13 protein-coding genes are annotated in these 14,346 nt (G+C 28.4%); 12 read left to right on the forward strand and 1 reads right to left on the reverse strand.

Annotation, left to right across the window (positions count from 1 at the left end; all coding sequences use genetic code 11):
- The 12 genes from BUA21_RS14810 to BUA21_RS14080 form a co-directional block, all read left to right on the forward strand.
- Window positions 1-449: hypothetical protein (locus BUA21_RS14810; RefSeq protein WP_159429118.1), on the forward strand; the 449-nt coding region annotated here is incomplete at its 5' end.
- Window positions 450-453: 4 nt separating this feature from the next.
- Window positions 454-1,587 carry a nucleotidyltransferase domain-containing protein gene (locus BUA21_RS14030; RefSeq protein ID WP_072745450.1) on the forward strand — a complete coding sequence of 378 codons (1,134 nt, stop codon included), beginning with the start codon at window positions 454-456 and terminating at the stop codon, window positions 1,585-1,587.
- A 5-nt stretch (window positions 1,588-1,592) separates the two neighbouring features.
- The gene (locus BUA21_RS14035; protein WP_143147181.1) at window positions 1,593-3,287 is read left to right on the forward strand and encodes a B12-binding domain-containing radical SAM protein; all 1,695 of its coding nucleotides are present in this window, start codon (window positions 1,593-1,595) and stop codon (window positions 3,285-3,287) included.
- 59 nt (window positions 3,288-3,346) lie between these two features.
- The gene (locus tag BUA21_RS14040; protein ID WP_072745452.1) at window positions 3,347-3,682 is read left to right on the forward strand and encodes a hypothetical protein; all 336 of its coding nucleotides are present in this window, start codon (window positions 3,347-3,349) and stop codon (window positions 3,680-3,682) included.
- 20 nt (window positions 3,683-3,702) lie between these two features.
- The gene (locus BUA21_RS14045; RefSeq protein WP_072745453.1) at window positions 3,703-5,163 is read left to right on the forward strand and encodes a B12-binding domain-containing radical SAM protein; all 1,461 of its coding nucleotides are present in this window, start codon (window positions 3,703-3,705) and stop codon (window positions 5,161-5,163) included.
- Window positions 5,156-6,073 carry a carbohydrate kinase family protein gene (locus tag BUA21_RS14050; protein WP_072745454.1) on the forward strand — a complete coding sequence of 306 codons (918 nt, stop codon included), beginning with the start codon at window positions 5,156-5,158 and terminating at the stop codon, window positions 6,071-6,073. Before BUA21_RS14045 ends, BUA21_RS14050 begins: the two co-directional genes overlap by 8 nt.
- Before the next feature lie 139 nt (window positions 6,074-6,212).
- Window positions 6,213-7,040: a transketolase gene (locus BUA21_RS14055; RefSeq protein ID WP_200796574.1), complete on the forward strand. Its 828-nt coding sequence runs from the start codon at window positions 6,213-6,215 to the stop codon at window positions 7,038-7,040.
- Window positions 7,025-7,957, forward strand: a complete 933-nt coding sequence (locus tag BUA21_RS14060; RefSeq protein ID WP_072745456.1) for a transketolase family protein — start codon at window positions 7,025-7,027, stop codon at window positions 7,955-7,957. Before BUA21_RS14055 ends, BUA21_RS14060 begins: the two co-directional genes overlap by 16 nt.
- A 114-nt stretch (window positions 7,958-8,071) precedes the next feature.
- Complete coding sequence (locus tag BUA21_RS14065; protein WP_072745457.1) at window positions 8,072-8,389, forward strand: hypothetical protein; 318 nt, start codon at window positions 8,072-8,074, stop codon at window positions 8,387-8,389.
- 133 nt (window positions 8,390-8,522) lie between these two features.
- On the forward strand, window positions 8,523-9,164 hold the full coding sequence (locus BUA21_RS14070) for a lactate utilization protein (RefSeq protein WP_072745458.1): 642 nt from the start codon (window positions 8,523-8,525) through the stop codon (window positions 9,162-9,164).
- 83 nt (window positions 9,165-9,247) lie between these two features.
- Window positions 9,248-10,468, forward strand: coding sequence for an MFS transporter (locus BUA21_RS14075; protein WP_072745459.1), 1,221 nt, complete (start codon window positions 9,248-9,250; stop codon window positions 10,466-10,468).
- 204 nt (window positions 10,469-10,672) lie between these two features.
- Entirely contained in the window at window positions 10,673-12,148 is a 1,476-nt protein-coding gene (locus tag BUA21_RS14080; protein WP_072745460.1) for an aldehyde dehydrogenase family protein, read from the forward strand.
- 347 nt (window positions 12,149-12,495) lie between these two features.
- Here the strand turns inward: BUA21_RS14080 and BUA21_RS14085 are convergent, their stop codons facing one another.
- Window positions 12,496-14,208 carry an IS1634 family transposase gene (locus BUA21_RS14085; protein WP_072745461.1) on the reverse strand — a complete coding sequence of 571 codons (1,713 nt, stop codon included), beginning with the start codon at window positions 14,206-14,208 and terminating at the stop codon, window positions 12,496-12,498.
- Window positions 14,209-14,346 lie beyond the last annotated feature (138 nt).

A 14,346-nucleotide genomic window follows, 5' to 3' on the forward strand; every position in this document is an offset into this window, starting at 1 on the left:
ATGATATAGCACTTATTGATTTAAAAACAAATGAGGTATTACCATATTTTGCAGGAATTACACCTAGAATAAATACAGTTAAAATGTTTCCTGAATTAATTCAGAATGAATATTCACATCCTTATTTAGACTTTGATGACAATGAACAAAGATGGTGTATTGAGTTAGCAAATCTCTTTGCAGATAAAATGAGTAAACCATGCAAATTAAAATACATTATTTTCCCTAAATTTAAACCAGATTGTGAGTTCTCTATTAAATCAATGGATAGAAGTACAGCTATTGTAATGATGATGAGAAATATGAAAATGATACCTACTTTAGTTTTGGGCAGTAGTTCTATTAAAACTATGTCAAAGATATTAAAAAATGATGTAGATACATATTATATGGAATATCCTAATAGATATGTAGCTATGGAATTTATCGATACCCTGTATAAGGAGTGATATTGTGAAAGAAATTGATGCTATTTGTAATTTGTTATGCAATAGAAATGAAACACTAGAAAATATAGATTTTATAGAATTTAATAAAATGGTACATGGATTAAATATGCAGCATTTAATATATGAAAAGATAAAAGCAATGAATAATATACCCTTAGATATTAAAAAAGATTACAAAAATGATTATGAAAAAACTAAAATACTAAATACATTGCAATGCAAAGTTTTGTGTAAAGTATTAGAACAATTTGATTTAGAAAAAATTGAAGTTATTGTTTTTAAAGGAGCTTACTTAGTTGATAAAGTTTATAAAAAAATTGGATTAAGAAAGATGGGGGATGTCGATGTTCTAATCCATAAGAAAGATCTTGATCGAGCTATAAATATTCTTATAAATAATGGTTTCAAGTATAAGGAAGAACATTGTTCAAAAGCATGGTTTGATGAAAACTATTATAGAACAGCATTATATGTAAAGGGACCAGTTGAAATTGAGTTACACTGGGACTTATTGCCTGTAGTAAATCCTTTAAAGTTTAATATAGAGGACATATGGAATACTGCTGAAGATGATAAATTGTTTGATATTAGTGTAAAAGAAATGAAAATTGAATTATTATTAATATATTTATGTATACATGTTTCTTATTGTCATTTCTTTAATCATAATTCTATTAGAAGATTATATGATATTTATTTAATATTATTAAGCAAAGAAATAGATTGGAGTTACTTTATTGATAAATCAATAGAATATGATTTAAATAAGTTTGTAGGAGTTTCACTAAGTTACGTAAATGAGATATTTGAAGAGATAGTTAGTAATAAGGTAATAAGCAGCTTAATTGATGAAAGAACATTGAAAAGATTTAAAAAAGAAATAACTATAAGTGAATTATTTAGGAATAAAAGAACTACAAATAGTAGTAAAATTATGGAAACTCAAAGGTTAATACAACTAATTGGTATGAATGATAAGCTAAGATATATAAAACTTGTTTCAACCCAAAAAAGTTGTAGCGGTAAATGGATTGCAGCACTGTTTGATGTTTCACCAGATTCAATGAAAGTATTAGTATATAATTGGATATATTTACTAAGAATATTACCCAAATATTTATTGGGAAGGACTGTATAAATGATATGAGTACAATGTTATTTGTTTCTCCGCATTGGTATGCTTTTGAGGCACCGTTAGGCATTCCATATATATGTGGATATTTAAAGAGTAGAGGAAAGGATGTAAGGCAAAAGGATTTAAATCTAGAGTGTCAAGATTATTTTTTAAGTAGAAAGTATTTAGAGGAATGTTGTCGTGAAATTAAGAAAAAAGACATTGAATATGATTATCCAGCTTATGTGCTAGATAATATAGATATTTCAAAAGCAAATACAAGAAATGCTAATGTATCAATAGATGTTTATATAAAATCATTTGATGTTCTTGAAAAAGCTTATGAAATAATTTCGAAACGCTGGTATCCCACAAAAATTTCATTTGATAATTTCACAATGCCATATAATGAAAAAGAAAGTTTATGTATAAAAGAGGCTATTGATGATTCAGAACATAATCCTTATATTCAATTTTATGAGGAGTGTGTGTTAAACAAAATTGATGAAACAACTGATATTATTGCAATATCCATACTTGGACAACAACAATTGATACCAGGAATTACGCTTGCGGCTATGATCAAAAGAAAGCACCCTAAGGTTAAAATAGTACTTGGAGGAACTGTATTTACAATATTAAAAAAAACTATACAAAAGTGGAAACATTTGTTTGATTTCTTTGATTTTATAATTCTGTACGAAGGCGAAGAATCAATGTATCAATTAATCTCAGCGTTAGAGAATGGAGAAAGTATAATAAATATAAATAATTTAGTTTATAGAAATGAAAATAAGGAATTAGTTATTCAAGAAAACACACAAATTAACACTTCTATTGATTTAGCTATTCCATGCTTTGAAGGTTTAGAGTTAGATAAATATTTTGTACCAAGGAAAATTATTCCTTTTGCATTAACAAGGCAAAAGTGTACTTGGAGTAGATGTGCCTTTTGTGTTCATGATATAAGTATAAGTAATAATTTTAAGTTAAAGCAAATGGATAAAATAGTTGAAGAGATAAGATACTTAATAAATAAATATGATACAGACTTATTTGATTTATTAATCGAAAATGGTCTTAATGAGAAAGTATTAGAAGAGTTCAGTAGAGAATTGTTAAGGAAAAACGTAAAAATTAAGTGGAGAGCACATTTTAGATTACAACGAGAAATAGATTTTAATTTATTAAAAAAGTCAGGATGCGTTGCACTATTTTGTGGAGTTGAGTCAGGTTCAGATCAAGTATTGGAAAATATGAGAAAAGGTACAAGTGTTAGTGGATATGAAAAATGCTTAAAACATATTATGGAAGCTGGTATATGGACTAGAATTTCATTAATAATAGGTTTTCCAAATGAAACTCTAAATGATGTTCTTCAAACATTTAAATTTCTAATTAAAAATAAAAATAACATAGGATCATTTGGAGCAGGAAGATTTATGTTATATTTGGATTCAGGAGTATTTAATAATTTAGAACATTACAATGTTGAAGTGATTACAAATGAAAGCCAAGATATGGCTTTATGGTTTGAATACTCAACAACAAATAATTATGATATAGAAAAAATAGAAAAACAGCTTATTTCGTTAACAAGACAAAATTACGCTGAAAGTAATTTTTGGAGAAGAATACCTGGAACTGTATTATTTAATTTTTTAACAAGATATAATTCGGCACAAGAAGCTAAAAGTGATTTTTTAAAGTATAAAAATATTTAAATAAGAAAAAACATATAAGAATTTATATGATGAGAAAATTTAAGGAGGGAGGAAGAAGTATGTTAGAAAAGTTATACAATAATTGCTTAGAGTACAAATTAGATAATATTGAAGTTCCAAATTCACTTATTACAAATTTTAAGTTAAAAGAAGATCTTCAAGTTGTATTTAAGGATAATAAAGGTTGGGTATTTGATTATCATAATAGCGTTTTATATAATTTAAATCAAGTAGCGTCACTATTTGTATATATGACTCAAAAGGGACATTTGTATAAAGAATGTGTTGCCTTAATTAGTAATTATTATAAGATACCAGTTCCACGTGTTGATTCAGATTTACAATCGCTTATAAATAATATGTTAAAATATGAATTGTTAATATTAGGGAAATGATAATGAAGGAGAGGTATAGAATGAAAACAATATTTATTTCACCAGATGGAGATGTATCAGATTCAAGGTATATGAGGATTCCACTAGGAGTATTATATATAGCAGCAGTATTAGAGCAGGATGGACACGAGATAAAAATAATTTGCTCTGATTTATTTAAGTATACAGATGATGAAGTGAAAAAAATAATAGAAGCTGAAAAGCCAGATATTGTAGGAATAACATGTGTAACTTGTAATTATAGAAATGGAGCAAAGTATGCAAAAATTGTTAAGAAGATAGACGAGGATATTACAGTATTAATAGGTGGAGTTCATACCAGCTTTACTTATGAAAAAACTTTACGTGAATATCCAGATATAGATTTTGTATCTATTGGAGAAGGTGAGATAACAAGTAAAGAACTTTGGGCAGAATTAGAAAAGAATAAGGGTAAAAAGTTATCAAAAAGCGATTATAGTCATATTAAAGGATTAGCTTTTATAAATCAAAATGGACAAGTTATCAAAACCCCAGCTAGGGAATATATAAAAGATTTGGACTCTATTCCTTACCCTGCTAGGCACTTAGTTCCTGTAACAGAATATCAAAAAAGAAATGTAGAGGCCCATTTGTTTGCCAGTAGAGGATGTGCTTTTAATTGTAAATTCTGTTTACTTCCTAAAACAGAAGGTAATTTTAGAAAAAGAAGTCCTCAAAAAGTTGTAGATGAAATAGAGTATTTAATGAACACTTATAATTATAAATTGTTCAAATTTGTTGATAATAGTTTTTCAACGAATAAACAATGCATAATAGAATTATGTAATGAAATAAAAAATAGAAATATAAATATTATGTGGAGATGCCAAACTAGAGTTGATTTATTGAATGAAGACATAATAAAATTAATGATAGAAGCAGGTTGTAAAGAAATACTTGTTGGTGTTGAATCAGCATCTGATAGAGTTTTAAATGAAATATATGGCAAGCATATAACGTTAGAAACTGTAAAAAATGTATTTAGAATGGGAAGAAAATTGGGATTGGTTATTACCCCTTCATTTGTTATAGGATATCCTAATGAAACACCAGAAGAACTTGAAGCTACAAAGCAACTTATAATTGAACTTTATAAAGATAATTATAGACATCCGCGTATGTGTTTTTTAACACCTTTCCCTGGAACAGAAATAGCTGATGATGTTTTTTATGGAGAATTAAATTCTTTCCTCGAGATAACTGATTGGGATAAATATACTCATATTTGTCCAACGATTAGAACTAAATATATGAGTAGGCATGAATTAGCTAAAATTTATGTTGAAGCTTTAGCAGAAATTACAGCAGGAAGTAAGGAAAGAATGGAAAGAATTTGGCCAGAAGAAGAGAGTGTTGATAAATATTATACTCCTCAAATCAATATGTACCTTATGAAAGAAGGTATTATTAGAAAAAATAAAATGAGAATGAAGAAATTAATAGGTGAAACAAATGAATAAGATAGTTTGTCTCGGAGCTATTGTTGTAGACTTGATATTATCTCCTATAGACAGTTTGCCTACTCTCGGTAATTTAAAAACAATAGAAAAAGTTTCATGGAATACTGGAGGATGTGCACTTAATTGTTCAACCAATTTAACTAAGATGGGAATAGAGACAACTTTAATAGGAGCGATAGGGGATGATATTTTAGGAAATTGGATTGTAAAAAAATGTATTAATAATGGAGTTGATACAAAAAATATAGTTATCAAGAACAAATATACATCATTTTCCGTAGTGAATGTTTCGAGTAGTGGAGAAAGAAGTATATTACATTATTTGGGTACTAATGAATATTTAAATATAGAGGATATTAATTTTGATATATTTAATGATGCTGAATATTTATACATTGGTGGTGTATATGGACTAAGTACTCTTGATAAACAAATAAAAGATGTAGCTCATAAAGCCAAATTATCAAATCCAAATTTGAAAATTTTATTAGATGTAATTTATGACGACAATATTAATGATGATAGTTTAATTGAAGATAGTTTTAAGTTTATAGATTTCTTTATTCCAAATTATAATGAAGCAAAAAAAATGTCAGGAAAAAGTAACTTAGAAGAAATAAGTGCTTATTTTCTTAATAAAGGAATTAAAAATGTAATTATTACCTTAGGGAAAGATGGTATTTTTTTTGCAAACAAAGAAAATTCATATGAGATTGAAGGAAGAAAAATAAAGGCTATAGATGTAACAGGAGCAGGAGATGCTTTTGCATCAGGATTACTTGGAGCCTTAGTAAATGGATATGAGCTGAAAAAAGCTGTGGAAATAGGAAATAATATAGCCGCGATAAGCACAACAGTAGTTGGAGCATCTGAGGGTATTGTTGAATTTGATAAACTCATTTTATTGTAAAAACGTAGGTATAATTAGCAAATTTATACTTGCTAAAGTTAATAATTAAGACAATTATATAATATTCATCAAAAATTTGCTCGCATCAGTATTTATTGATGAATATTATATGATTTAGATTTTCCGGGAGGTTAATATGGTGAATAATATTCAATATTTAAAAAAGTGTGCAAGCATAATTAGAAAAGATACATTTGAAAGTATAGTAAATGCAAATTCAGGACATCTTGGAGGAAGTTTATCATTGGTCGAAATTTTAACGGTTATGTATTATTCAGTATTAAATTTAAATGATTTTAAAGATGAAAGAGATAGGGTAGTACTTTCAAAGGGACATGGTGTACCAGCGCTATATTGTGTCTTAGCTAATAAAGGAATAATTGATAAGCAGTTATTATGGACTTTAAGAAATATAGATAGTCCATTGCAGGGACACCCTGATTGTAGAAAGGTTAAAGGAATTGATATGTCTTCAGGATCGTTAGGACAAGGATTATCAGTTGGAATAGGATTTGCATTAGGTCAGAAATTGAAAGGACAAAAATATAAAACTTATGTAATTTTAGGAGATGGAGAATTAAATGAAGGTCAAATTTGGGAAGCCGCTATGTTCGCTGCTACTAATAAAATAAATAACTTAGTAGCAATAATAGATTGCAATAAGTTACAGCTTGATGGAACTACTGAAGAAATATTAGATATAGGAGACTTGGAAGGAAAATGGAAAAGTTTTGGATGGAGTGCTATAGATTGTGATGGACACAATGTAGAGGAATTATTAAAAGCTTTTGATTCTACAAAGCATCAGGATAGACCAACTGTTATAATTGCACATACTATAAAAGGAAAGGGAATTTCATTTATGGAGAATAACGTGGAGTATCATGGAATGATTCCTAATGATCAATTAAAGAGTATAGCACGTTCTGAGCTTGAAAAGGAGATGGAAGAATGGGGCAAAATATAAGTACAAATAATTTATACGGTAATGCACTAGTTGATATAGGTAAAAAGTATAAAAAGTTAATTGTTATGGATGCGGATATTTCACGAGCATCGTATACATGTTTATTCAAAGATTCATTTCAAAATAGATTCATAAATGTAGGAATAGCAGAACAAAATATGATTTCAATAGCAGCAGGACTTGCTTCCATGGGATATATTCTAATTGTAAATTCTTTAGCTAAATTTATATCAACAAGGTCATTAGATCAAATAATTAATAGTGTGGCATATCCAAATTTGAATGTAAACATAGTTGGGATATATTCAGGTTTATCAATTGGTAAAGATGGTGCAACTCATCAATGTTTAGAAGATATTGCAATAATGAGAGCAATACCTAATATGACAGTAATATGTCCAGGTTATAATGATGAAATTGAAACATTGTTAGAGCAATGTATTAGAATTGATGGTCCTGTTTACATTAGATTATGTGAAGGCTTAGGGAAAATGACATGTTCAAAAGAAAAATTGGCTATAGGCAAAGGTATTAAAATTACTTCTGGAAACGATTTAACAATAGTGACCACTGGTGTTATGACATCAATAGTTTATAGGGCATTAGAAGAAGCAGAGCTTATTTCTAAGGTAGAGTTAATTTATCTACATACGCTAAAACCTATTGATAAGTATATCATAATTGAAAGTGCAGAAAAAAATAAAAAAGTATTGACTTTTGAAGATCACAATCTATTAGGTGGTCTAGGTAGTATAGTAAGTGATATTCTTAGTGAACGAAAAGATATAATAGTAAAAAAATATGGAATAAATGATTCGTTTGGATGTTCAGGTACATTTTTAGAATTGATTAAAAAGTTCTCATTATCAAAAGAAGATATCATTGATATTATAAAAAGGGAGTTACTTACAGAATAAATTAATCTGTTGTGCTAGTTGATTAACCAAAATAATAGCAAATTTACTATGTAAAAAACTCCAGCAATTATGTTAACCTATCATTGACAACCAATCAAGATAGGAGGATAACATATGCTAGAGTTCAATAAATATTTTACCAAAGAAATCAAAAAAATAAAAAACTTTATTACAGTAGTTTATGCCATAGTAGACGGTATTTGCCAAGAATCAACCCCAGCACATATAAAAAATCGTAAAAATATAAAGTATTCAATTTCTCAACTAACTGAACAATTAAATCTAAATAATGTTAAAACTAAATCTTTATTGGGGTTAATAATAACAAGGCTGAGAACTAAGATTCTAAGCCATAATATATGTTATTTTATAAACAAATGTTTAGGTAAAAATGTAGATATAGGTAAAATCAAAGAACTAATATTTGATTGATATATTCATTTTCAGAATTGTAGATAATTTTTTTGCTTTTAGTATTACCATAATCTTCATGATAGTTAAATATCAATAATTTTTACTAGCACAACAAGTTAAATTATTAATATAACAGAAGGGTGGAAGAAAGATGGGGATTTATGACGTGGAAAATAAAGACATAAATAAGCTCATGAAAAATCTAAAACAAAGAAATATAAATTCATGTTTTTTTAGTAATAGACTTGAAGCAAAAAATGCATTGATAAATAAAATACCGAGTGATAGTCTTATCGCTTTTGGTGGATCAACAACAATAAAAGAATTAGGTTTAGTCGATTATTTAATAAATAATCAATATAAAGTTTTAAACAGATTTGAGAAAGATATTTCCAAAGAGGAAAAAATAGAAATTGAAAGAAAGTCATTATTAGCAGATATTTTTATTACTGGAAGTAATGCTTTAACAATTGATGGTGAATTAATTAATATGGATCATACAGGTAATAGAGTATCAGCAATGCTCTTTGGACCTAAAAAAGTATATATTGTAGTGGGAGTTAATAAAATAGTAAATTCTATAGAGGAAGGAATTAGAAGAGTAAAAACAGTTGCAGCACCATTAAATGCCAAAAGGGCTAAAGATGAATATAATCCTCCTTGTTTAAAAAATGGACAATGTGTAAACTGTAATTCAAAAGACAGTATTTGTAATAGTTTAGTTATTATGAGTAGACAGTATATACCAGAAAGAGTTACGATATTTATTATTAATGAAGAATTAGGATTTTAATGTTTAATTCTGTGATATTTAAAATAAAAATTACCTTAGTAATTTAACTTGTATATTTAATTTATAGAGAGGTGGAATTTGTAATGAAAGTTTATGACACAATACAAAAGTATAAAAAAATTATTAATAATCAATTTTTAGTAATACTGATAGGGACATTTTTAACAGCACTAACATATTCAATGATGTTTCCGTATTTTGCCATATATTTGAAAGAAAAACTGTTATTATCAGCTACAGCTGCGGCTACAATCATAATGGTATTTACAGGATTTAGAAGACAGGGAGTACTTATTGGAGGAATATTAATTGACAGATTCGGGCATAAGAAGTTATTTTGTATAGGACTCTTTATACATGTAATATTTTATTTTGGGATGTCAATGACTACAAATTATGTAGCAATATTGATTTTAACTATACTTTCTACAATAGGTGGGGCTTTGACTATTCCTACTGTTCGTACTCTGACTATTTCAAATGTAGATGATCAATATAAAGTTGAGGCTTTTGGATTGAGGGCTATGACGTTTAATTTTGCTATAGCTATTGGACCAGTAATAGGAAGTTATGTAGCGAATTATTCATTTAGTACTCTTTTTATAGGATGTGGTATTTCTTATTTTATATATTTTATTATGGTTTTGTTAACGTTTGAAGAGGTGAAAAGTTTAAATAAAAGTACCAAGGCTCTAGTAACGTCGATTAAGGATATTAAAACTAACCGTCCAGCATTAATAATATTGGCAATGAGCTTTATTTTCTTCTTTTTAAGCTCTCAAGCCTCATCTACTATTCCAATGTATTTAAAAAGTTCAATAAAAGTTTCTAATATTAAAATAGGAATCTTATTTACAGTTTCAGCAGTTGTGTCAGTAGCTTTCCAACAGATTATTGCAGGAATTACAAGTAAATTGAGTTATGCGAGAGTTTTTCTTATTACATTAATATTGTTAACTGGAGCATTATCGATATATATAGTTAGTGAAAATTATTATATGTTTATATTAAGCATTATAATAATGACTTTTGCAGAACTGATATGTATACCAGTAATGTATTCTGCCATGATAAAGGTGGCGCCTAGCAATTTAAAAGGAACTTACTCAGGATTTGCTGTTTTTTTTGAAGGATTAGGAACATCTTTAGGAGTATATGCTGGAGGAATATTTTTGGATAAGTTTAATTTAAAAGGTGGATGGATAGTGTTAACATTAATTGGGGTTGTATCTATCATTTTATTAAAGTTATTTGCAGAGAAAACAATTAGTATTAATACTAATTGTACTATATCTAAAAGCTAATATAAATTTTAGGTATAGTAAATATGAGTTTTCTTTGGTAAAAGATTAAAGCATTAGATGATAATAGTTAAAAATAAAATATAGAAAACATGCCAATAAAATTAATAATTACTATTTAATATTAGCAGTGATTTAGAGTTTGTTTATTTTGTATAGTTAAGTTTTACTTAATATAAATTATTAAAATAAATATGAGGTGAAAGTATGAAAGAGATATTAAAAATGTATATTAATGGTGAGTGGGTATTATCTGAGTCAGGAAAAGTTCGTAATATAATAAATCCTGCAAATAATGAAATAATTGTAACGGTAACTGATGGAACTGAAGAAGATGTAATTAAAGCTACAAATGCTGCCCAAAAAGCTTTTTACGACGATGACTGGATGGGTACTCAAGCAGTAGAAAGAGCTAGACTACTATATAAGGTGGCAGATCTGTTAGAAGAAAATTTAAATGCCTTTGCGGAATTAGAAACTTTAAATACTGGAAAGCCTATTAGAGAAGCAGAAACGGATATAACTAAGTCAATTACTTGTTTTCGCTATTATGCTGGACTTGCAACAAAGCCACATGGTATGACTTATGAAGTGCCAGATGATATTCAAGCATTGGTAGTAAGGGAACCTATTGGTGTTTGTGGAATTATTGTACCTTGGAATTTTCCATTGCTTATGGCTGTTTGGCAACTTGCTCCAGCTTTAGCTGCTGGTAATACAATAATACTTAAACCATCTGAATTAACACCATTAACTGCAATAAAATTATTTGAAGTGTTTGAGAAGGTAGGATTCCCAAAAGGTGTAGTAAATCTAGTATTAGGGAATGGCAAAAATGTTGGAGCAGAGATTGCAGCAAATGTTGATGTAGATAAAATATCTTTTACTGGTGGAACTAAGACAGGAAAAAGTATAATGGTTGCTGCAAGTTCTAATATTAAAAAAATGTCTTTAGAATTAGGCGGGAAATCACCAAACATAGTTTTTGAGGATGTAGATTTAGATATAGCGGTAGATTATGCATTATTTAGTATATTTACAGGCCAAGGCCAAGTATGCGTTGCTGGCTCAAGATTGTTGCTTCAAGAAAGTATATATGATAAATTTATATATAAATTAGTAGAAAGAGCGCAAAAAATTCGAGTAGGAAATGGAAAAGATAAAAATACCGAAATGGGACCTTTAATTTCTGAAGCTCATATGAACAAAGTTTTAAATTATATTGAGATAGGTAAAAATCAAGGTGCTACATTAGTTTGTGGAGGAAATAGAATATTAGATGGTGAACTTCAACGAGGATTTTTTGTTGAACCAACTATATTTATTAATACAACTCCAAATATGAGAATAGTACAAGAAGAAATTTTTGGACCAGTGCTTGTAGTTCAAAAATTTAGAGATGAAGAAGAAGCTATTTATTTAGCAAATAAAACAAATTATGGTCTTGCTGGAGCTGTATTCACTAATGATATTTCAAAAGCTCATAGGGTTATTAAAAAATTAAGAGCAGGAATAACATGGATAAATACGTATCATACAACATTTAATGAAGGACCTTGGGGAGGATATAAGCAAAGCGGTATAGGAAGAGGCTTAGGTACATTTGGATATGAAGCATATACTGAAGTTAAACAAATAAATATTAATATGAATATAAAACCTATTGACTGGTTCTCTAAATGATATAGAATGCAGGTATATAGCATTATAAAGGGACGATTCTGGTAATTCACACAGCAACAATGTACTTTGAACTCAACTTTATAGTTAGCTATTTTGTACTTCTTTAAAGTAGTCTTGAAGCAAAGTTGTGTAAACTAGAACTAAATAGCTGTAATCAATTTGAAAAGGGAGAAAGTTAAATGTCCTTGGCTAGATTGAAGGAATTGATGGATGAGGCTAAAAAAGAAATTATACTGTAGGAGTGTATAATCTCATCTTTGACAGTTGCAAGAGAGAAAAATCCTGGAACCCTAGTACTTACAATGAGTTTCAGGATTTCATAATTTTTTAAAAGTACGTAATGTTTTCTACTTTTTAGTTACTTTAAAATTTTTTTTCATTTGCTGTGTAGATACAATTTGATAATCAGTCCTAAATCCAAATCCTTCATGCAAATCATCTGTTAAATTATTACGAATATAAGTTGGGATATAACCCTCTCCATTGACTTGATAAAAATTCATTTCCCTAAGATTTGTCAGTATTTCATTGCATGTATATTTTTCTCCTAATTTTTTTTCAAGAATGCGATATATAATTAGTGAAATAAAACAGGTAGTAAAATGAGCTTCTATTCTGTCATCACGGCTTAAATATACAGGTCTTGCTTTAAATTCACCCTTCATAATTCTAAAACATTCCTCTATTTCCCATCGTCTTTTATTGACCTTTATAACTTTAGAAGCATCATCTTCAAGATTGGTACATACGGCATAAAAGCCATCAAAGGCTTCTTCTTTTTTAATAAGTTCAGTATCAATGCCAAATATTTCTTTTTCAGCAATTTCGCCGTCAGAAGTACAGTGTGTCTTTGAAATAAATTTTTTATAATCATTTTGAGTGTTTTTTTTCAATTTTGTAGGGTTCGTATCAATCGTTTTTATTGCTCGTTCAACTTGATTGTTGCGAATTTGCTGTTGATAATCTCTATACTTGATTGAATAAGTGACAATTAGCTTTTGTTCAAGACCATCTTCCTTAATCCAACGTTCCTTATAAAAGATCCTATCTTTATACTTTTCATCATCAAGTTCAGAAATATCATAAGTTTTCATATCGTTATTAAGATTCCATCCACTTGAATCAAGCGCCCATTCTCTAAGGTGTTTTTTTAATTTTTTAATGGATTGAGTTGTAATAAAGGCCCTATCATCTTTATCGTTAAATTTACGATTATTTATGGAAGCAAGACCAGCCTCTGTGCATACAATAAACTTGGAAAGGTTAAAATCAGCAAGAATCTGTTTTTCCAAAGGGGTAAGGGTAACCTGCTCATTAGTATTACCTTTATTAATGCTAAAAGCTAATGGAATGCCATTACCATCCATAAAAAGTCCCATCTGAATAATTGGACTTGGTCTATGTTCTTTAGAAATACCATATTGCTTTAACCCATCTTCCTGCTCAATTTCAAAAAAGTAGTTAGTGCAATCATAATAAAGAACACCCGTATTTCTTTTAGAAATCTTTAAACTATTTTTGTATAATTCAGACTGTATGAAATCAGATTCTTTTGCAATAACTTCAAGAGCACGATAAATATGTTGCAATTCAAAATTTGGTTGTTCAATAAATTTCTTAGACAATTGGTTGGTTGCAAGCTTTGAGGCAGGGAATAAAATTCTACTGTAAATTAGTCTTGAAAGTATGGAATTAAGGTCAAAAGTGAATTTATATTTTCTAGATATTTCATTGCAAATCTTATGTAATCCAAGAGCATAATAAATTTGTTGAATAAATAGATATCCTCCATTATATAAATGTTGTTCGTTTTTTTTAATCATTTTAGATTGAGAGTATTTAACAATTACTTCCCGTTTTTCTTCCTTTTCCTTTTCATAAAGATCCTGCACATACTTTTTTGCCCATTCAATGGGGTCTTGCCCATTTAATTTTTTCTCTAAATCATCTAGTGTCCCCAGTTTTTCCACTACCTTTGTAGTTCGTTTATTATTTTCAACAACATCTTTTATTACATAAAGTGAGGTAGCATTTTTTGACTTTGAAAAAGACAATCTCATAATAAAAACACCTCCAATCACTTATATTATATCACGCTACGATACATTACGAAAGATAAATTTTATAAATTTGACAAAAAAATAAAGCCTTTTCAATGGCTTCAGCAATTTTTTTATTATTCAACTGTCAAACTCCCG

The sequence above is a fragment of the Sporanaerobacter acetigenes DSM 13106 genome (assembly GCF_900130025.1).
GTDB classification, from domain to species: Bacteria; Bacillota; Clostridia; order Tissierellales; family Sporanaerobacteraceae; genus Sporanaerobacter; species Sporanaerobacter acetigenes.

Bases quoted from the DNA above. Each gene is read 5' to 3' on its own strand.
- BUA21_RS14035 (WP_143147181.1), top strand. From the start codon at position 1,593: ATGAGTACAATGTTATTTGTTTCTCCGCATTGGTATGCTTTTGAGGCA.
- BUA21_RS14040 (WP_072745452.1), top strand. From the start codon at position 3,347: ATGTTAGAAAAGTTATACAATAATTGCTTAGAGTACAAATTAGATAAT.
- BUA21_RS14045 (WP_072745453.1), top strand. From the start codon at position 3,703: ATGAAAACAATATTTATTTCACCAGATGGAGATGTATCAGATTCAAGG.
- BUA21_RS14050 (WP_072745454.1), top strand. From the start codon at position 5,156: ATGAATAAGATAGTTTGTCTCGGAGCTATTGTTGTAGACTTGATATTA.
- BUA21_RS14060 (WP_072745456.1), top strand. From the start codon at position 7,025: ATGGGGCAAAATATAAGTACAAATAATTTATACGGTAATGCACTAGTT.
- BUA21_RS14065 (WP_072745457.1), top strand. From the start codon at position 8,072: ATGCTAGAGTTCAATAAATATTTTACCAAAGAAATCAAAAAAATAAAA.
- BUA21_RS14070 (WP_072745458.1), top strand. From the start codon at position 8,523: ATGGGGATTTATGACGTGGAAAATAAAGACATAAATAAGCTCATGAAA.
- BUA21_RS14075 (WP_072745459.1), top strand. From the start codon at position 9,248: ATGAAAGTTTATGACACAATACAAAAGTATAAAAAAATTATTAATAAT.
- BUA21_RS14080 (WP_072745460.1), top strand. From the start codon at position 10,673: ATGAAAGAGATATTAAAAATGTATATTAATGGTGAGTGGGTATTATCT.
- BUA21_RS14085 (WP_072745461.1), bottom strand. From the start codon at position 14,208: ATGAGATTGTCTTTTTCAAAGTCAAAAAATGCTACCTCACTTTATGTA.